This window comes from Paenibacillus graminis (assembly GCF_000758705.1).
In the GTDB taxonomy this organism is placed as follows: domain Bacteria; phylum Bacillota; class Bacilli; order Paenibacillales; family Paenibacillaceae; genus Paenibacillus_AQ; species Paenibacillus_AQ graminis.
The window spans coordinates 3,028,834-3,046,165 of sequence record NZ_CP009287.1; the positions used below are offsets into that span (position 1 = coordinate 3,028,834).

General features: G+C 48.1%; 19 protein-coding genes. 11 read left to right on the forward strand and 8 right to left on the reverse strand.

The window, feature by feature from the left end; genetic code table 11:
• Positions 1–167: 167 nt before the first annotated feature.
• Entirely contained in the window at positions 168–947 is a 780-nt protein-coding gene (locus tag PGRAT_RS12375) for a DUF817 domain-containing protein (protein WP_025705244.1), read from the forward strand.
• Between the two features lie 330 nt (positions 948–1,277).
• Here the strand turns inward: PGRAT_RS12375 and PGRAT_RS12380 are convergent, their stop codons facing one another.
• A complete protein-coding gene (locus PGRAT_RS12380; RefSeq protein WP_042266674.1) occupies positions 1,278–3,713 on the reverse strand; it encodes a glycoside hydrolase family 94 protein in 2,436 nt (811 codons plus the stop codon).
• 174 nt (positions 3,714–3,887) lie between these two features.
• A complete protein-coding gene (locus PGRAT_RS12385; RefSeq protein ID WP_342342271.1) occupies positions 3,888–5,132 on the reverse strand; it encodes a LacI family DNA-binding transcriptional regulator in 1,245 nt (414 codons plus the stop codon).
• Here PGRAT_RS12385 and PGRAT_RS12390 point away from each other — a divergent pair.
• Complete coding sequence (locus PGRAT_RS12390; protein WP_025709178.1) at positions 5,102–5,563, forward strand: GNAT family N-acetyltransferase; 462 nt, start codon at positions 5,102–5,104, stop codon at positions 5,561–5,563. The two genes, PGRAT_RS12385 and PGRAT_RS12390, sit on opposite strands and share 31 nt — an antisense overlap.
• Before the next feature lie 46 nt (positions 5,564–5,609).
• Here PGRAT_RS12390 and PGRAT_RS12395 read toward each other — a convergent pair whose 3' ends face one another.
• Positions 5,610–5,801, reverse strand: coding sequence for a hypothetical protein (locus PGRAT_RS12395; RefSeq protein WP_025709177.1), 192 nt, complete (start codon positions 5,799–5,801; stop codon positions 5,610–5,612).
• A 300-nt stretch (positions 5,802–6,101) separates the two neighbouring features.
• Between PGRAT_RS12395 and PGRAT_RS12400 the strand changes: the two genes are divergently transcribed.
• Both PGRAT_RS12400 and PGRAT_RS12405 read left to right on the forward strand, forming a co-directional pair.
• Entirely contained in the window at positions 6,102–7,121 is a 1,020-nt protein-coding gene (locus PGRAT_RS12400; RefSeq protein WP_025709175.1) for an ABC transporter substrate-binding protein, read from the forward strand.
• A 115-nt stretch (positions 7,122–7,236) separates the two neighbouring features.
• Positions 7,237–8,838, forward strand: coding sequence for a helix-turn-helix domain-containing protein (locus PGRAT_RS12405; RefSeq protein ID WP_025709173.1), 1,602 nt, complete (start codon positions 7,237–7,239; stop codon positions 8,836–8,838).
• Between the two features lie 38 nt (positions 8,839–8,876).
• On the opposite strand, the gene PGRAT_RS34645 is transcribed toward PGRAT_RS12405, so the two are convergent.
• Entirely contained in the window at positions 8,877–8,999 is a 123-nt protein-coding gene (locus PGRAT_RS34645; RefSeq protein ID WP_269847144.1) for a hypothetical protein, read from the reverse strand.
• A 436-nt stretch (positions 9,000–9,435) separates the two neighbouring features.
• Between PGRAT_RS34645 and PGRAT_RS34025 the strand changes: the two genes are divergently transcribed.
• The gene (locus tag PGRAT_RS34025; RefSeq protein ID WP_208619445.1) at positions 9,436–9,549 is read left to right on the forward strand and encodes a YjcZ family sporulation protein; all 114 of its coding nucleotides are present in this window, start codon (positions 9,436–9,438) and stop codon (positions 9,547–9,549) included.
• 97 nt (positions 9,550–9,646) lie between these two features.
• On the opposite strand, the gene PGRAT_RS12415 is transcribed toward PGRAT_RS34025, so the two are convergent.
• From PGRAT_RS12415 to PGRAT_RS12430, 4 genes are all read right to left on the reverse strand, one after another.
• Positions 9,647–11,353, reverse strand: a complete 1,707-nt coding sequence (locus tag PGRAT_RS12415) for an ABC transporter ATP-binding protein (RefSeq protein ID WP_025706780.1) — start codon at positions 11,351–11,353, stop codon at positions 9,647–9,649.
• A 148-nt stretch (positions 11,354–11,501) separates the two neighbouring features.
• Positions 11,502–12,545 carry an ArsR/SmtB family transcription factor gene (locus tag PGRAT_RS12420; protein WP_025706781.1) on the reverse strand — a complete coding sequence of 348 codons (1,044 nt, stop codon included), beginning with the start codon at positions 12,543–12,545 and terminating at the stop codon, positions 11,502–11,504.
• A gap of 98 nt (positions 12,546–12,643) precedes the next feature.
• The gene (gene paiA, locus PGRAT_RS12425) at positions 12,644–13,162 is read right to left on the reverse strand and encodes a spermidine/spermine N(1)-acetyltransferase (RefSeq protein WP_025706782.1); all 519 of its coding nucleotides are present in this window, start codon (positions 13,160–13,162) and stop codon (positions 12,644–12,646) included.
• 24 nt (positions 13,163–13,186) lie between these two features.
• Positions 13,187–13,639 carry a MarR family winged helix-turn-helix transcriptional regulator gene (locus PGRAT_RS12430; protein WP_025706783.1) on the reverse strand — a complete coding sequence of 151 codons (453 nt, stop codon included), beginning with the start codon at positions 13,637–13,639 and terminating at the stop codon, positions 13,187–13,189.
• 312 nt (positions 13,640–13,951) lie between these two features.
• Between PGRAT_RS12430 and PGRAT_RS12435 the strand changes: the two genes are divergently transcribed.
• The 6 genes from PGRAT_RS12435 to PGRAT_RS32330 all read left to right on the forward strand — a co-directional run bounded on the left by PGRAT_RS12435 (position 13,952) and on the right by PGRAT_RS32330 (position 17,323).
• Positions 13,952–14,149 carry a hypothetical protein gene (locus PGRAT_RS12435; RefSeq protein ID WP_025706784.1) on the forward strand — a complete coding sequence of 66 codons (198 nt, stop codon included), beginning with the start codon at positions 13,952–13,954 and terminating at the stop codon, positions 14,147–14,149.
• Positions 14,142–15,404 (forward strand): DNA polymerase IV, encoded by a 1,263-nt coding sequence (locus PGRAT_RS12440; protein WP_025706785.1) that lies wholly within the window; start codon positions 14,142–14,144, stop codon positions 15,402–15,404. Before PGRAT_RS12435 ends, PGRAT_RS12440 begins: the two co-directional genes overlap by 8 nt.
• Positions 15,401–15,874: a YhjD family protein gene (locus PGRAT_RS12445; RefSeq protein ID WP_025706786.1), complete on the forward strand. Its 474-nt coding sequence runs from the start codon at positions 15,401–15,403 to the stop codon at positions 15,872–15,874. Before PGRAT_RS12440 ends, PGRAT_RS12445 begins: the two co-directional genes overlap by 4 nt.
• Positions 15,875–16,126: 252 nt before the next feature.
• Positions 16,127–16,666 carry a hypothetical protein gene (locus tag PGRAT_RS12450; protein ID WP_155990453.1) on the forward strand — a complete coding sequence of 180 codons (540 nt, stop codon included), beginning with the start codon at positions 16,127–16,129 and terminating at the stop codon, positions 16,664–16,666.
• A complete protein-coding gene (locus PGRAT_RS12455; RefSeq protein ID WP_025706788.1) occupies positions 16,659–17,189 on the forward strand; it encodes an accessory gene regulator ArgB-like protein in 531 nt (176 codons plus the stop codon). Before PGRAT_RS12450 ends, PGRAT_RS12455 begins: the two co-directional genes overlap by 8 nt.
• Positions 17,186–17,323, forward strand: coding sequence for a cyclic lactone autoinducer peptide (locus PGRAT_RS32330; protein ID WP_081758884.1), 138 nt, complete (start codon positions 17,186–17,188; stop codon positions 17,321–17,323). Before PGRAT_RS12455 ends, PGRAT_RS32330 begins: the two co-directional genes overlap by 4 nt.
• Positions 17,324–17,332: the final 9 nt, after the last annotated feature.

A 17,332-nucleotide genomic window follows, 5' to 3' on the forward strand; every position in this document is an offset into this window, starting at 1 on the left:
ACCCGCGGGAAAAAGTACGGATAAACGAAAAATAAGTATACTAAACAACAATTAAGTATTATTTATCAATCTAAATATATTGTAAAACAATAAATGTTGTGTTAAATTCAGAGTTGAGGAACGGAAGAGAGGTTAAGCCACCCGGCGCAGAAGAGGAGAGTATATTATTGAAATCCATAATACAGCTGCTGCATTTTGGCTATCATCAAGCGATGAGCTGCATATTTCCTGTTGCGATTTTTGGAACTTTAGCTCTTTCCAGCGCAATCGGGCTGCCCTTCATTTACCGTTATGATGCCATTCTTTTGATCCTGGTTGCCGTGCAGTACCTTATGTACCGCAGTGGGTTAGAAACCATCGACGAGATCAAAGTGATCTGCGTATTTCATGTGATTGGTTTGCTGCTGGAAATCTATAAGGTAAGGATGGGATCATGGGCATACCCTGAGCCCGGGTTAACGAAGCTGCTCGGTGTGCCGCTCTATAGCGGGTTCATGTATGCGAGTGTAGCAAGCTTTATGTGCCAGATATGGCGCAGACTGAAGATGGACATGAACGGCTGGCCGGGGCTTGCTGCTGCGGGATTACTGGGAGGAGCTATCTATCTGAACTTTTTTACACATCATTTTATTCCTGATTTCCGCTGGTGGCTGACGGCGCTTGTGCTGATTGTCTTTTGGAGAACATGGATCATCTACCGGGTTCGGAACACCACTTATCGGATGCCCTTGACCCTTGCTTTTTTCATTGTAGGTTTTTTTATCTGGTTAGCTGAAAATATAGCTACATTTTTTAATGCTTGGAGATATCCCAACCAATATCAGGCCTGGCATCTGGTCAGCTTCAGCAAGATCAGTTCGTGGTTCCTGCTGGTTATCATTAGCGTCATTATTGTTGCCCAGCTTAAACATGTCAAAGCCGGGCGGGAAACGAAAAATCTGATATAGTGCAGCCTATGCGTCCTATCCATTTGCAGGGCAATAAGCGAAAGAAACAGCGGCAGTCACAGGCGAGAAAAAAGACCTGGGCTGCCGCTGTATTGCTGTATTATTGAACTCCCTCAGTACGATTCAGTTTTCTCACGAATGTTCATTTAAGGCTTATTTCCGTGAGAATTTCATGAACCAGCTGAGCCGTTGCTGTCTTCCCGGACCCTGGTCATCCCTCCATCAAGACTAACTTCGATTTCATAATGAAAAACGGGCTCCCCTTTATACAAAAAGAGAAGCCCGGTGGCCTTTACAAATTACGAACTGTGCTGACGCTGCAGAAGTTAATTAGCCCAGCTCTACAACGACATGATGCACCGCGCCGTCGCCCACAGGGGCGATGATGTTGCCTTCAACGGCTGCGCCGTCGAGAGTGAGGCCGGCTACGCCTTTAGAGACATGGTTCGGATTCTTGATCTGAATCACGTAGGTATCTCCACGGAAGACGCGGGTGATTTCGAAGCTGTCCCACTCTGCAGGGATACAAGGATCGATTTTCAGACCGGCGAAATCCGCCTGAATCCCGAGAATCGACTGAGTAATCGCTACATAGTTCCAGGCAGCAGTACCTGTCAGCCAGGAGTTTTTTGCTTCCCCGTGGCGTACAGCATCTTTACCTGCGATCATTTGCGAGTACACATACGGTTCCATCCGGTGAACTTCGCTGATGTCTTCCAGATAAGCGGGAGCAATTTTTTTATAGATATCAAAAGCTCTGTCGCCATGGCCCAGTACGGTTTCGGCAATCATAATCCATGGGTTGTTGTGGCAGAAAATACCGGCATTTTCCTTGTAGCCCGGAGGGTATGTGGAAATTTCACCCAGGTTCAGATAGTACTTGGAGTAAGGGGGCTGCTGCAAAACGATACCATATTTCGTATCCAGACGTTCCTGTACGGAAGTCAGCGCTTTGGCGGCCTGCCCGTCCTCCACGCCGATGCCGGCCATTACGCAAATCCCTTGCGGCTCGATGAAGATCTGGCCTTCCTCATTTTCCTTGCTGCCGATTTTGTCGCCATAGTGGTCGTAAGCGCGCAGGAACCAGTCCCCGTCGAAGCCGTGGGTCAGCGTAATTTCACGCATGTTGTTGATCTTCGCAACCGCATCCGCAGCGACATCCTCAAGTCCGCGCATCCGGCAGATTTCGGCATAATCCGGTCCAACGAAGACGAACAGACCTGCGATAAACACGGATTCCGCTACGCCGCCTGCGATATTCTCAGTCGTCTGGAACGATTCGCCCGGTTCAGTGGAGAAGCAGTTCAGATTCAGACAGTCATTCCAGTCCGCGCGTCCGATCAGCGGCAGGCCGTGCGGTCCGAGGTTGTTGGTCACGTGCTCGAAGGAGCGCTTCAAATGCTCGAACAGGGTTGCGGTATTGTCCGGGTTGCTGTCAAAAGGAACCTGCTCATCCAGAATGGAATAGTCACCGGTTTCCTTGATGTAAGCAGCCGTCCCGGAGATCAGCCAGAGCGGATCGTCATTGAAGCCGGAGCCGACTTCGTTGTTGCCTTTTTTGGTGAGCGGCTGGTACTGGTGATACGCGCTGCCGTCTTCGAACTGGGTGGCGGCGATATCCAGGATACGTTCTCTGGCCCGCTCAGGAATCTGGTGCACGAACCCGAGCAAGTCCTGGTTGGAGTCACGGAAGCCCATGCCGCGGCCAATCCCGGATTCAAAATAGGATGCCGAACGGGACATGTTGAAGGTAACCATACACTGGTACGGGTTCCAGATGTTAACCATGCGGTTAAGCTTCTCGTCGCCGCTCTGAATTTGATATTTGGACAGCAGGTTATCCCAGTGTGCAGCCAGAACGGCAAGAGCAGCATCTACCTGGGCGTCTGTAGCGAACTGTTCGATGACAGCCAGCGCCGGTTTTTTGTTGATAACGTTCAGCGCTTCCCATTTCTGGTCTTCCGGATTTTCGATGTAGCCGAGTACGAAGATGAAGCTTTGCTCTTCGCCAGGTTCCAGCGTGATGTTCAGGGCATGGGAGCCGATCGGCGACCAGCCGCTGGCTACCGAATTGGCGGCTTCACCGGCAGCAACCGCCTGCGGAGCATCCAGGCCATTGTACATGCCCACAAAGGATTCACGGTCGGTATCGAAACCGGCGATTTCTTTGTTTACAGAGTAGAAAGCGTAGTGGTTTCTGCGCTCGCGGTACTCGGTTTTGTGATAGATTACGGAGTCCTTGACCTCTACTTCGCCGGTGCTGAGGTTGCGCTGGAAGTTGGTCATATCGTCTTGGGCATTCCAGAGACAGAATTCGGCAAAAGAGAACAGCTTCACGGATTTCTGCGCAGAGCCGGTGTTCTTAACCACCAGCCGGTGCACTTCGGCGTTATGGCCCATCGGTACAAAAGCGAGCTGGTTCACGGAAATGCCGTTACGTTCGCCTGTGATGGAAGTATAGCCTAATCCGTGGCGGCACTCGTAGAAATCGAGGTCACGCTTAACCGGCATCCAGCCCGGGGTCCAGAAATCACCGTCGTCATACAGATAGTAGTAGCGTCCGCCTGTATCCAGCGGAATATTGTTATACCGGTAACGGGTAAGTCTTCTCATCCGGGCATCCCGGTAGAAGGTGTAGCCTCCGGCAGTATTGGAGATCAGGCCGAAAAACTGTTCGTTGCCGAGGTAGTTGATCCATGGGTAAGGCGTTTTGGGAGTGTTGATTACATACTCTTTGCGGGTGTCGTCAAAGGTTCCGAATTTCATGAGAGAATAGTCTCCTTTCAATTGTGAACGCGCGTTTACAAAACTGAGAAAAAATCCCCCGGGGGAAAGGGAATTTCTCGGAATGAAAATAATTTCCTTTTTCTGAAAGTTGTCTGTTCTTTGTTTCAGCCACAGAGGGCACAGAGGAACATGGAATCCTGCAATGTGGAAGCTTCAGATCTTCGGCGGCTGGCAGGAGTCTCTTTGAACCAGCCGGGCCGGGAAGCTGATGGTACTGAAGGTCGGCTGGCGGGAATCGCACAGCTCAATCACTTTTTCGACTGCGGCCTTGGACATTTCATAAATCGGCAGACGGACGGAGGTCAGCTTCGGATGAATGCGTGAAGCCAGCTGCACGTCGTCGAACCCGGCGATGGAAATATCCTCCGGGACGGAAATCCCGTATTCAGAGAACGCTTCCATCGCAGAGATAGCCATGTCATCGTTGGCGGAGAAGAAAGCGGTCGGCAGAGCAGCGCCGGAAGCCAGCAGCTTCGTGACCTCTTCATAGGCGGTCTCTTTGAGAAAATCACCCTTCAGGACTAAGCTCTCATTCAGCGTCAAGCCATGCTTCTTCAGCGTATCCTCATATGCCATGTAGCGCTCCCGTCCAGAGTACGTATTCATGCGCCCGCAGATCATGCCAATTTCTTCATGGCCCAGGCTGATCAGGTACTCAATCGCTTCGACGGTGCCCTCATAGTCTTTGGAATTCACGATAGCCAGATGATTGCGGTCCAGATGCTCCGACATAATCTCCGATATGTCGTAATCGATCAGCACGAGCGGAAATTCAAGATTGACCATTTCCCGTACAATATCAATATCCTTCTGGGTGCCGACGATAATGCCGCCGTCAATCCGTTTCTGCAGGAAGGCCTGCTTCACCTTCAGGAAATCGTCGGGAGAATAGACAGTGTGGATCAGCACATAACAGCCGCGGGCATTCGCGGTGTCGACAACGGCATCAACGAAAGGCGCAAAGTAATTGTTCTGATAGATCCGGGTCGCATTCTCTTTCTCATTCATGCTGATAGCGAAAAGCCCGATCGTGTCGGTCTTCTTGCCGGCCAGAGCCCGGGCGAAGCTGTTGGGTTCGTACTGATGCTGCTCAATCACCTTCAACACCTTGGCCCGGGTCTCCTCAGGGACGTTGGAATAGTTGTTGATCACACGGGAAACCGTACTTCGGGATACCCCGGCGAGCTTTGCTATATCTTCGCTGCGCATATTGCCCCCTTTACGTAAACGCGCGTTTATGAACCCATTGTAAAATAAATCCCTCCAGAAATCAATCACCCGGGCTAAGAAATTTGCTTGCCCAATCTCCTGATCTGCGTTACAAATAAATGCAGCAGGAAAAAGAAAGGGAGAGAGGAGGGGGAGAAATGCTTTTTCAGGCCATAGATTCAGGAACACGCCAAGCGGCGCTTCAGATTAGCGGAACAGTCATCGTATCCAGAGGACGGATGCATAAGCTGGCAGAGCTGCCCGGATACTGCGCTGTACTGGACGGCAAGGTGCATGCGGCTATTTATTATTGCTGCCGGGGCGGGGAATGCGAAATCGTCTCTCTGGACAGCAACACAGAGAATATCGGGGCGGGCAGCCGGTTAATTGAACTGGTTGTGAAAGAGGCAGCCCGTGCGCGGTGCACCAGAGTATGGCTCATTACCTCAAACGACAACAGCAAGGCCATCCGCTTTTATCAGAAAAGAGGCTTCGACCTTATAGCTGTGCATAGAGAGGCGATTACGGAAGCCCGGAAGCTCAAGCCGTCGATTCCGCTAACCGGGTATGACGGCATTCCGGTGCGGCATGAGGTGGAGTTTGAATATAGGCTGGATTAACAGGAGAAGGGAGCGCTGAATATCAGTTTACATATTAGCAGAATAACTAGAATTTCTCCGGTTTTTCAATTATGATGGAAGCCACTTCGCCGCATTGTTTACAAAAGATAAAAATCACGGGCGAGCCAAAAGAAAAGGGCTTGCCGATTGGCATGACGTTGGCATAACCGTTTCTCATTTCTCCTTCCGTGAAATTGCTGCTTCCGCATGTCTTACACACCCTGTTTTCTTGTTTCATAAATATCGCCTCCGTTAATGAATGTCTTGTTTAATACGGTAAAAAAATGAGAATGGTTCATACACTCTCCTAATAATTACCCCTTATAGTAGAAGCAACACCTGTTGTATGCACTTGGCCTTGCCGGTTACCGGCAGGGTCCTTTTTAGTTCTCAGCCGTGTTCTATGATATCAAGCATGTTTGTATAAGAATTTCATCGAGAAAGTGCATTGAAAGCTGAGGAGGACATGCTACTATTGGGATTAAGATTATATGAGAATGATAATCAATTACAATAGAGTGCGGGAGTGAAGCAATCAATGGTTAAACGGGTTAGAAGATTTATCTGGACAGCTGTACTTATTCTGGTATTGACCGTGCTTGCGGCGTGTGGAACCGATAACCATGCTGCGGACAACGGTGTCGTACCGTCAGCAAATACGGGGGCGGTTGCTGCAGCAAGCAGCATGCCAGCCGATGCAGGCAGTAGCACACCTGCCGAAGCCGCAACACGGACTGTTGCCGGTGAATTCGGGGATGTAGAAATTCCTGTAAACCCGCAGCGGATAGCAGGGATTTATGTGGAGGATTATCTGAAAGCGCTCGGGATTACTCCGGTCGTTCAATGGTACCATCCAAGCTGGGGCAAGCAGGATTATCTGAACCTGGATGTGCCTGAATTCGATGTTTCCGGGAGCATAGAGGCATTGCTGGAAAAAGATCCGGATTTGATCATTCTTGACGGCGGCGCAGATGCAGCCAAAGTTGAACAATATTCCAAGGTCGCACCAACCTATCGTCTGCCGGAACAGGTGCTGCAGGACTCCAGGCAAATGCTTACAGCCATTGCAGACGCTTTGGGCGTTCCTGAGAAGGCAGAAGTTGCGCTCGCGGAATACGACCAGAAGGTGGAAGATGGAAAAGCTAAGCTGCAGCAGGCGCTGGGACAAGAAAAGGTGGCGGTCATCCGGCTGAATGTTGCGGACAAAACCTTCGCTTTATTCGGTGTCAAAAACCGTTATACCGGTGTGATTTATGACCAATTTGGACTGACTCCAATCCCGATGGCTGCCGAGATGACAGATTATCAGGCGATTATATCGGAAGAGGTGATTCCTGAGCTGGAAGCGGACCATATTATTGTATTTCCTGATCATGGAGGCTGGGATACGGCGGAGAATCAGGAAGCGGTTCAAGTCCTGGCTGGCCCGCTGTGGAAGAACCTGCCTGCGGTGAAGAAGGGAAATATTTATAAAATGGAACGTTCGCACTGGCAGTCCGGCGCCATTACGGCCAATGCGATGAAGCTTGATGATCTGCTGGAGGCAATGGTGAAATAAAATAGAAGTAAGCGCTATGAATCGTACAGGAAGGTCTATCAGCATGGTTGATAGGCCTTTTATTTTGTTTTACACTAAGGTGGTGAAAATGATTCTCAATTAGGGGGGCGGTAGAATGCAGCAAGACCCGAATATCACCAATAACAAAAAGCTGTTCTACAGCTTAATAAGTATAGAAGAAGTTACGCAACCCCTCACCGAAAACAGACCAGCTCCATTGTTTCAGGACTATACGCTGATTATAGTTTCAGAGGGGCAGGGCTGGGTCGAAGCGGACGAAAGACGGTTTCCAGTGGAAAAAGGTGCGGGATTCCTGTTTGATGCCGGGGCAATCCACCGGATTCAGGCAGGGGAGAAGGGACTTTGCTTTTACCGGATTGCCTTTGAAATTATTGGCAGGGGGAACAGTGGGCATAGCTGGAAGGAGAGGCTGTCCATGAGCGGAATACTCCGCCCGGGACCTGTTAGCTGCAGGCCTTACTCACAATGCGCATTGCTGCTCGAAGCCATCTGCCATAGCCGCAGGAGCCCGGAAGAGATCGAAGGATTCGCGGGACATATCCGCTTTCAAGAGCTGCTGCTGTTAATTATGCGTGCAAATGCCGCAGCGCTGAAGACAAGGGATGAGCATGAGGCGGTACAGCGTTCTATCCGCTATATGCAGGAGCATTTTAGTGAACCGGTTACGGTTGACCAGCTTGCGGAGGTTGCAGGCGTGGGCCGTGCCCGGTATACGCGGATTTTTAAAGAGATGACGGGGCGGATTCCCTTGGAGTACTTGAATGGACTGCGGATAGAACGGGCACAGCAGCAGCTGCTTCTGACCGATGACCGTCTGCATGATATCGCATTAACTGTCGGCTACAGCAATGAATATTATTTTAACCGGCGTTTTAAGGGCTCGGTGGGAGTTACGCCCGGCCAATACCGGAGTCTTCACCAGGAAGGGCTGCGTGTATTCGCTCCTTTTCTGGAGGATTACCTGCTGGCGTTAGGGATTGTTCCGGTGGCTCAGTTCTCCCATCCCCAGTGGGGTAAACAGGAGTATCTCAGTCTGGAGCAGGTGCCAACATTCGATATTTCCACTGGAGACTGGGACGGCCTCTCCCGCTTTATGCCCGAGCTGATTATGCTGGATGACGGCTTTCAGCGCTGGCATCTGGAGGAGTGCCGCAGGATTGCCCCGCTGCTCCGGCTCCCTTTTCATCAGGAAGACTGGCGGGCAACCTTGCACTCTGCAGCAGCCATCTTCGGCAGGACGGAACGTGTGCGGGAGATCATCCGCAATTATGAGCACCGGGCAAAGAGGGCCAAGCAACAGCTCAGCCGCATTGTAAAGGACCGGAGCGTAGCCTTCCTGCGGCTCTCCTCCTGCGGAATCACTCTATATGGTTGTGAAGAGCTGGGGTATACCGGAGGCGTATTGCATCATGATCTGGGGCTGCAGCCGCATCCGCTCGTCCGGGAATTGACCCGGGGTCAGAAGCGGGTGAATCTTACCGCTGAAGAGCTGTCACATCTTAATGCGGATCATTTGTTCATTACCTTTGACCGGCAGGAGGGTGAAGGGCGGGAACTGCTGGATACCTCGCTCTGGAAAAGACTGCCCGCTGTACGCAGCGGATGTGTATACGAGGTTGATTTTATGGCCTGGATGAATTACGGCGTGCTGTCCCATCAGCGTAAGATTGAGGATGTACTGCGCGTGCTGGCGTGAAGGCAGAAGAAGAGGCAACGTACGTGCGCAACCTGGGCTTAGGGGGCAAACGATACATTTTGAACAATATAACGGATGATAAAAAAGGCGATAATCAGCAAAGAAGCCAGGCCGAGTAAAAAAGAGACGACTGCTTTATCGGAACGTTTGAGTTTGCTCATTGATTTCACCTCTGGGGTTAAAGCTGATAAAACGTTTTATGGTCCAGTAAGGCAGCGTAAGCCGCCCTTCTTGGGTGGAAACCTCCAAAACATCGGAGATGGGATTGATTTCACATTTTCCGGTATACGTTTCCCCGCTTACCAGATGAACGCGTTGACACATACTGGTAACAAGTGCGAGCTGAATATCCTTTTTTTTCATTTCGTCACTTCCCTTGCTTCTATCTCTAAAATTACTTTGTATTAATTATTTAAACCGGATTAGCAATCATTAACAGTCATGAAAGTTACATCTTTGTTATTATTTATGCATAGCCAAATGGACCTGGAGAAAAAGCAGGTAGGTCTAAATATATTTCTTTTTCATGTATGCCCAAGCGTATGGCGTTAATCCGCATATTTTAAGCTGTACTCTATTTTAAGGAGGAATTAGATTATGGGTGAAAATGTTGGCGGATACGGCGGCGGATACGGTGCTTTTACTTCTACCGGAGCGATTTTGGTTCTGTTCATTTTGCTGGTGATCATCTCTAAAACTATTCTGCTGTAAGCTTCATTACTGCAACTCACTGCTAACGCTCATTGCAACTGCAAGCCAAAAACCGCCAGCTTGGGAGCTGGCGGTTTTTGGCTGAGGCCAGACGGGATTACCCGGTGGCTCCCGCCAGATCTTTTTCCAAAGTATAAAAACCTCTGAATCTGCCCCCATGCTTAAGCAGCTCCTCCAGACTTCCCATCTCAGCGATCTTTCCATTCTCCATATAAATAATCTGGTCGTATAAGCCAAGCAGATCCTCATTCATATTATGAGTGATTGTAATCAGGGTCAGCTCGTTAAGCTTCAGCAATCTGCTCTCGATTTCATAAGCGGTCTGCATATCAATAGCCGAGGTGCCTTCATCCAGGACCAGAATCGGCTTATTGCGGATCAATGCCCGGGCGACGGCAATCCGCTGCCGCTGGCCTCCCGACAGCTGCAAACCGTTCTCTCCGACAGGGGAGAGCAGGCCATCCGGTGTATTCTGTAAAAACTTATGAATTCCGCTGGTGTGAAGGGCCGTATCCAGCATTTGCTCCGAAAACTCCTCATGCAGGCATATATTGTGCCTGATATCGGAATCAAACATATACACATTCTGATGGATGGTGGAGACCATTTGCTGCAGCTTCTCCCTGTCAAGCCGTTTCAAATCGGTGCCGTCAAGCGCAATGGAACCATCAAAGCGATCATAATATCCCGTCAACAATTTGACCAAGGTTGATTTCCCGCAGCCGCTGGGACCCACCAGCGCGTATTTTTTCCCTTTCTCCAGACTAAGGGAAATATCTTGTATTACCGGATTTCCTTGTTTGTAGCTAAACTGCAGATGCCTGGCCTCCAATGTGCTGTGAAATACAGGAGTAAGTCCCTCGGCATCCGGCTCATGTTTCTCTTCGCTGAACAAATCGATGCGTTCCTGAACAGGCTTGATCCCCTGGATTTTGGGGAGATTCTCCATGATGGCCAGCACTGGCCCCACAAAGCCGCCGCTTAGCTGAACCAGGGCGACCAGGCTTCCGGCGGACAGATTGCCGGTAATGATCAGATAGGCGGCGATAAAAACAACCGCAAACTGTGTCAGAATCGCCAAAGTATGGGACACGCTTTCGTTGAAGGCGAACAGCCGGTCAGCGGCAAACCGGACCCCGGCGGCCCGGTGGTTTTGCTGTTTGAAGGTCTGCTCGGCATACCTGCCCATAGCATAGGATGTAATCACCTCGTACCCGGATAATAAATCCTTCAGGCTTGCGGTGAACGCGGACATTTGGCTGGAGACTTCACTTTGCTTATGCTGCAGCGCTTTGCCGAATAGGGAAGGAATGGCAAACATGAGCACCATGCATCCAATCAAGATCACAGTCACCAGGGGGCTGAGATAGAGCAATATCCCCAAAGAAACAGCAAATACTACTACGTTCTGCAGAACCTGCAGCATAGGCTGGATATAGTTGTCCTCCAGCAGCTTAATATCATTGGTGAGCGCGGACAAATAATCAGCGGTATTGGTTGCTGAGAAGGTTTCGGCCTTCTGCCGGAACACACCGCGAAACACCCGCCCGCGCAGTGTAATCGTCACATTGCGGATCAGCGCTTTGCTGCACAGCGAATAGATCAGTCCGAACAATCCCAAAAGCAGCAAATAAACAACCGACAGCAGCAGAATTTCCCGGAAAAGCTGTTTGTCTCCCTGCAAAGCAGCATCAATCACCTTTTGCAGGATCAGGGCAATAAGCACTCCCGCTGCTGAGGTGAGAATACTGCATAACAGTGTAATGGTAAGCAGTACTTTGTGCTCGCGGACCGCTTGTTTCATAACATTTTCCACTCCTTAAGTTAGATGGCGGTAAAACAACAAATGAAATATACCATATAAATTAGATTATGGTCAAACTAATTAGTTTAATATCGAATATTTGATTATAAAAAAAACTCCCCGCAGCCTTGCGGGAAGCCGTTTATTTTCACAGCAGATACCGTTCCAGTTCATCAATCAAAAGCCTTATATTGTCCGTCTCCAAATGGTAGTGGACTTTACTGTTTTTTTTGTCAATACCCACCATTCCGCTAGCCAACAGCACATTCATATGATGGGACACTGTAGCAGCCGACAACCCTAACTGTTCCGCGATCTCCAGATTGTATTTGGGACTGGCCTTCAGTGAAGATAGTATCTGCAGTTTGCTGTTGTCGGCAAGCGCCTTTAATCTCATAAGCAGGTATTCTTTGGGATCGGCAATATGGTTACCGGAGATGGGGAGTAAATCCACATACAATCCGCAATAACATTGTGAGACGTACACCGCCTGACCCAGAGGCATGATCAAAGCGGGATGGAGAGTACTACTCTGGCTGAAAAACTCGACGAGCTTTAGAAACCCCTCATCGCCGTTCTTATGAATCGATTGCACTAACTTGGGAATCAGCTTGCCAAGCGGCTTTTCGACCTCTTTGCAGGCCTGTTCAAAAGCGGGAAGATTTCTGCTCACCGCACTTACCAGTGCCAACATGTGTTTACGGGGCTGCTGCAGCAAGCTCATCAGCTTCCATTTCACACCTTCCTCAAACGGATACTCCTCAAGAAAGCTAATGATCTCATCCAATGAACGTACATTAAGGTGCGTATCCTCAATAGCAGAACTGTGCTGCTCACTGTGTTCCGAGATCAATACTTGAAGCAGTGCCTCCCTGATCCGGTCTTCAGACACTTTCTCAAGCTCCGTAAGCCAGTTGGCATTTTCACACAGCAGAGCCAGCAGCACAGAGAAATACGTCTGATCCGTAAAAAACAGGCGGTCACTGTCCTCAGTGATTTGATGTTTTTGAAAGGCCTGGATGTACTTGTCGATGATCTTCAGATTTTTATTGTAAAAGGCCTCGCCGTCTATGCCAAGTTTGTCCAGCTCCATGATCGTCTGTTCCTTATGCTGTTCCCTGTTGCTGCTGACATAAAGCAAGCCCATGGTTTCAAAAAGAGGATCGAGCTGTTCCCGGATATCGAGGTTCATGGCGCCTCCAATTTAATTAGTGAAATTTGGTGTTCATCTAATCTATTATATGTCTATGGAAGTGCCTTTTCAAGCGGATTTCCAAATGCTTAGACCCGTTATATAAGTGTTTTGGTCATTATAATGTCCATTTGTTCTTCATCACCCATATAAAAGGAGTGGACCCCCGTTTGAACAAACCCCATTTTCTTATAAAAGGCAATCGCATTTTCATTTTTTTCCCATACGCCCAGCCAGATTTTCTTTTTCCTGTGTTCCATCGCCATTTCTATAGCTTTATTTAGCAGAACTTTACCAAGCCCATGTTTTTGAAATTTATGCTTTATATAAATCCTCTCAATTTCCAGTGCTTCATCACCCATTTCTTCAGACTGGGCCTCATTGGTATTTACCTTTAAATATCCAGCGGCTTCATTATTAGAATAAATCAAAAAGAAGTGCGTAAAAATATTGGATAATTCGTTTTCTAATTGTTCTAAGTTGAATGCCTTTTCCAAATAAGCCTTCATGTTTTCAGGTGAGTTCTGATCCTTAAACGTCTCCTTAAACGTTTCATAACTAACTTCTTGAAGCTGGAATGAATCTTTAAGGCCACACTTTGTTATGTGTATAGTCATTTAAACGGGTTGCTCCTTTTAAAATTAATAAATTCTTTTGTTTCCTTTTTTTACAAATTCCCAGTCTTTTTCTATATTTTTTCTTGCTCTTTGGAGCAGAGTGAACATGGTTTCTAATTCTCTTTCGGAAAATCCCTCTAGTGCAACCCGATTGGAATGATCATTTTCTCTTTTAATAAAAGGATAAACATGCTGCCCTTTCTCTGTAGGAAAGAGCTTTTTATTTTTTTTGTTGTGCTTGTCTTCTTTCTTTTCAATAAAACCGTTAATTTCAAGCTTTTTTATAGCACGGGTTGCTGTTGACCGGTCTACTTTTATCATCTCAGCTAACTTTTCTTGGATGATTCCCGGGTTTTCACATATTCGCACAAGGTACAAATACTGCCCTTTTGTAAGGTCATATTCTTTGAATTCTATATTGCTCAAAGAATCCAGTGCCCTTGCTATCATTCCAATTTCCCGAAGAATTTCCTTCATTATTTAACTCCTTAGCAGATATTTTTGTTGCAAATACAATAAAAGAGGGCAGATTAAATTTAACCTAACTTTATTGCATTTGCAACAAAAAATAATTTTGCCACTTCACTGTTTGCTGTATAGATTGAACTTGTGATTGTTCTATTTCGGGATGGGTCGTGACTACAGAGAATGTTTGAACTTCCGGCCACTGTTGTCTGGATATCTCTTGGTTTCTTTTTTATCCCAGCGTAAGAATATCTTACTTGTTGTTTGTAGAACGTATGTTTGGTTATAATACAAACAAATGTTCCTGTGGTGGAGGCGGATCTTATGCAGATTCGAGACGGTCAAATGATCGAAATTGTATATATGGACAAGCTGGGAAACATATCTCAGCGGAAAATTGAAGTTGTGGGAATCAGGGACGGCCGGCTCCGGGCCCATTGTCTTACTGCCGGAGCACCCCGCGTATTTATTATTGCCAATATCCTCGCTTGGCGGCGGGTAGGAGAGAAGCGCTATGCCTAAGGATCGTGTCATTCTACTGTCCGACTGCCAAGCCTTTTATGCCTCGGTGGAGAAAGCCGCCCATCCTGAATATAGAGATAAACCGATCGCCGTAGGAGATCCGTCCAGAATGAACGGCATTGTACTGGCAGCCTGCCCGATTGCCAAAGCACAGGGCGTAACGACGGCCTCACGTGTAGGTGAAGCTTTAGCAAAATGCCCGGAGCTAATTGTCATACGCCCCCGCATGGGAACTTACATTAAGGTCTCGCTTCTGATCTCGGAAATTTATCGGACCTATACCGATCTGGTGGAACCCTACAGCATCGATGAGCAGTTTCTGGATGTCACAGGCTCTCTTGCTTACTTTGGAGGGTCATTGAAAGACATGATTCAAAAAATCCAGCACCATGTTTTGCTGTCGACAGGCGTCTGGACCCGGATAGGCATTGGTTCCACTAAAGTCATGGCCAAAATGGCGACGGATAATTACGCCAAAAAGATGAAGGAAGGGATATACGAGCTTACCTTTAACCAGTTGGAGTCCACCCTTTGGAGACTGCCGGTTCAGGATATGTTTATGGTGGCGTCTAGAATGACCAAGAATTTTTGGCGCATGGGTATATCCACAATCGGAGACATTGCACGAATGGAGCTGCCGGAGTTTAAGCAGCGAATGCGAACCACCATGGGCAAGCAGAGCGATATCCAGGCAGAATATTATTGGCAAACCGCGCGCGGGCTCGATCCTAGTCCCGTAGTTACAGGAATACGGCATCAGATCAAGTCCGTGGGGCATGGCAAGGCCCTGCGCTGGAATTTATATACCCGGCTGACGGATATCGAGGTTGTGCTGCTTGAGCTTGTCATCGAGGTGTGCCAGCGGGCACGGCGGTATCGTTACATGGGGGCGGTGGTCTCTATTTCCGTTTTGGAGACAGACGGAGAGAGCTCATGCTCTTATGAGCGCCAGATGACATTGCCCGAGCCTTCATCGTTGACGCATGAAGTGGCCGCAGCGGCGCTTACATTATTCATGGACAACTGGTCCGGGCTGCCGGTGGGGCGCTTAGCCATAACGTTGTCCCGCCTTTCGGATGACGGGGTGATCCAGCTTACGCTGTTCGATGACCGGGTCCGCTCTTACAACAAGGAACGCGCAATCGACGGAATTAAAGCCCGGTATGGAAATCAAGCCCTCATCAGGGCTTCATCTTTACTTGAATCCGGAGTTGCCCGGGAGAGAGCTGAACAGATTGGGGGTCATTATAGATGAGCAAACTCGACGGCAATGAACGCTGGAAAACGAAAATGATTATGACCGAGCATGTTGAGCAGTTCGAGGGGCAGCAGCGTGATGCCGGAGGTAAAATGATAACGATTGAAGAGAGGACGATGGTCCGTGACCTTATCCTGCTCCCTTACATGGATACTATGGTTAGCAAGAGCCTCAAGGAGCTTGAGCACTCCGGCAACATTCTGAAACGCGCCTATTCGATGGCCGGCCAAGCCATCCAGCGCCGGATCATGCAGGATACCTATCAGCTGCAAAAAGAGCTGAAGCAGCGGAATATCAGAGTGCTGGCGGATGAGCAGGAGGAATTTTTGGTGTATTACAAAATCTTTTGCCGGGGATACCAGGAACGCTTTGGGCTAACCCGTGATGTGATGCGGACAGAGATCAGCTTAAGGCTGACCCAATATACAGCCGACCTTGGGTCGGTGTTAAGAGATCATCTAAAATAGAAAGAACCCCGCCAATCGCTGGCGGGGTTTCTTCGCACGTACTTGAAGTAACCCCGTCTGATGGGGCTAATTCTGTAGTAAATAAGTACTATACGTTAGTCCTCTTTCCGATATATAATTAATGCATTGAATGAAAATTATGTCAGGCGGTGCTGTGTGTTGTCATGGGAACCTTTTGGATATATGGCATTTTCAACAATTGAAACCCTTTCGGTGTATTGTCTCATAATGTCGCTGTTCAGGTTTAAATTTATGAATTATATTTGGCAAGCCTTATTCATGGTGCTTCTCATTAATCTGCAGAGTTATATCATGCGCAATGAATTTTCACTTTCATACCTTGTTCCGCTGATTACGATTTTGCTGTTTGCAATCTTTTTTAAGGCTGTGGTGAAGATCCCCTTAATCTGGTCCTTAATTGTAACGGTGTTGGGTTATGTGGCATACGCTTTTTTGCAAACCGGCTTGGCCAAGCTGCTATTCGGATCTATTGCAGCTGCTCAAGGAGAGGCTTCGAACGGTTATTTGCTGCAGTTTGCAAGCGGATTAATAACCATTCTTTTGTCAGTATTACTGTATAAAATCGGTTGGGGATTTAAGTTCGATTTTGAACGGCTCCGTTTTAAATTCGAAGATATGCTGATGGTCTTATTAATCATAATCTTCCTGGTCTCCGTTTCGGTCATCTTCTATTATAATGATTTGTTCGTGAACATATTGTTTTTTGCTTCAGTCATGATGTTTCTGCTCTACTACGCTATTCGAAAGGAGGCGCAGGAAGACATTGATTGATGTTATTTCCACAAGATTGGCAGCCGGAATAAAGAATGTTGTTCCTGACCACCCGGCCTCACACGCCGTGCTTAAGTTTGCAATAGCCGTGGTTCTAAATGTGCTGTCTATCATCTCGTTGACGTTGTTAATATCTCTATTTACCGGCCGCCTAACTGAAGCTGGGTTGATATTGATTTCATTCGCACTGCTGCGGCAGGTATCCGGGGGAGTACACCTTAAATCTGGAACCCAATGTGTAGTCTTCACCACGGCATTATTCACTCTTTTATCCTTTGTGGAGCTGGGTAATGTGTACGTTCAAGCATTAAACGCTGTAAGTCTGGCCCTTGTACTATGGTTAGCGCCTATAGGAATTGAACGGCAGACTCGTATTCCCAAACGTCATTGGCCAAAACTCAAAATAGCTGCAGGCATCCTAATTATTTTTAATATGCTGTTCTGTTCAGCAGTAGTTGCAGTAAGCTTCTTCGCGCAGGCTTGTACTCTATTCCTTGCTTGGAGGGGGGTGAAATCAATATGATCAAGGATATTCAGCGTAAAGCGGTATATGGGCTGGCGTCTGTTTTGTCAGGAATGGCTGCTTTGGTTGTGCTTGTGAGCACCAGTATTGTATATATCAACCAGCCGGAAGTGCCCGAAGAACTGCTGAAATAGTTTGGAGGT

What these genes read in the sequence shown, in the direction of transcription:
- paiA (WP_025706782.1), bottom strand. Translation starts at nt 13,162, where the DNA reads ATGACTATACACATAACAAAGTGTGGCCTTAAAGATTCATTCCAGCTT.
- PGRAT_RS12440 (WP_025706785.1), top strand. Translation starts at nt 14,142, where the DNA reads ATGCCTAAGGATCGTGTCATTCTACTGTCCGACTGCCAAGCCTTTTAT.
- PGRAT_RS12380 (WP_042266674.1), bottom strand. Translation starts at nt 3,713, where the DNA reads ATGAAATTCGGAACCTTTGACGACACCCGCAAAGAGTATGTAATCAAC.
- PGRAT_RS12450 (WP_155990453.1), top strand. Translation starts at nt 16,127, where the DNA reads ATGAATTATATTTGGCAAGCCTTATTCATGGTGCTTCTCATTAATCTG.
- PGRAT_RS12445 (WP_025706786.1), top strand. Translation starts at nt 15,401, where the DNA reads ATGAGCAAACTCGACGGCAATGAACGCTGGAAAACGAAAATGATTATG.
- PGRAT_RS12415 (WP_025706780.1), bottom strand. Translation starts at nt 11,353, where the DNA reads ATGAAACAAGCGGTCCGCGAGCACAAAGTACTGCTTACCATTACACTG.
- PGRAT_RS34025 (WP_208619445.1), top strand. Translation starts at nt 9,436, where the DNA reads ATGGGTGAAAATGTTGGCGGATACGGCGGCGGATACGGTGCTTTTACT.
- PGRAT_RS12420 (WP_025706781.1), bottom strand. Translation starts at nt 12,545, where the DNA reads ATGAACCTCGATATCCGGGAACAGCTCGATCCTCTTTTTGAAACCATG.
- PGRAT_RS12430 (WP_025706783.1), bottom strand. Translation starts at nt 13,639, where the DNA reads ATGAAGGAAATTCTTCGGGAAATTGGAATGATAGCAAGGGCACTGGAT.
- PGRAT_RS12400 (WP_025709175.1), top strand. Translation starts at nt 6,102, where the DNA reads ATGGTTAAACGGGTTAGAAGATTTATCTGGACAGCTGTACTTATTCTG.
- PGRAT_RS34645 (WP_269847144.1), bottom strand. Translation starts at nt 8,999, where the DNA reads ATGAGCAAACTCAAACGTTCCGATAAAGCAGTCGTCTCTTTTTTACTC.
- PGRAT_RS12395 (WP_025709177.1), bottom strand. Translation starts at nt 5,801, where the DNA reads ATGAAACAAGAAAACAGGGTGTGTAAGACATGCGGAAGCAGCAATTTC.
- PGRAT_RS12435 (WP_025706784.1), top strand. Translation starts at nt 13,952, where the DNA reads ATGCAGATTCGAGACGGTCAAATGATCGAAATTGTATATATGGACAAG.
- PGRAT_RS12390 (WP_025709178.1), top strand. Translation starts at nt 5,102, where the DNA reads ATGCTTTTTCAGGCCATAGATTCAGGAACACGCCAAGCGGCGCTTCAG.
- PGRAT_RS12405 (WP_025709173.1), top strand. Translation starts at nt 7,237, where the DNA reads ATGCAGCAAGACCCGAATATCACCAATAACAAAAAGCTGTTCTACAGC.
- PGRAT_RS32330 (WP_081758884.1), top strand. Translation starts at nt 17,186, where the DNA reads ATGATCAAGGATATTCAGCGTAAAGCGGTATATGGGCTGGCGTCTGTT.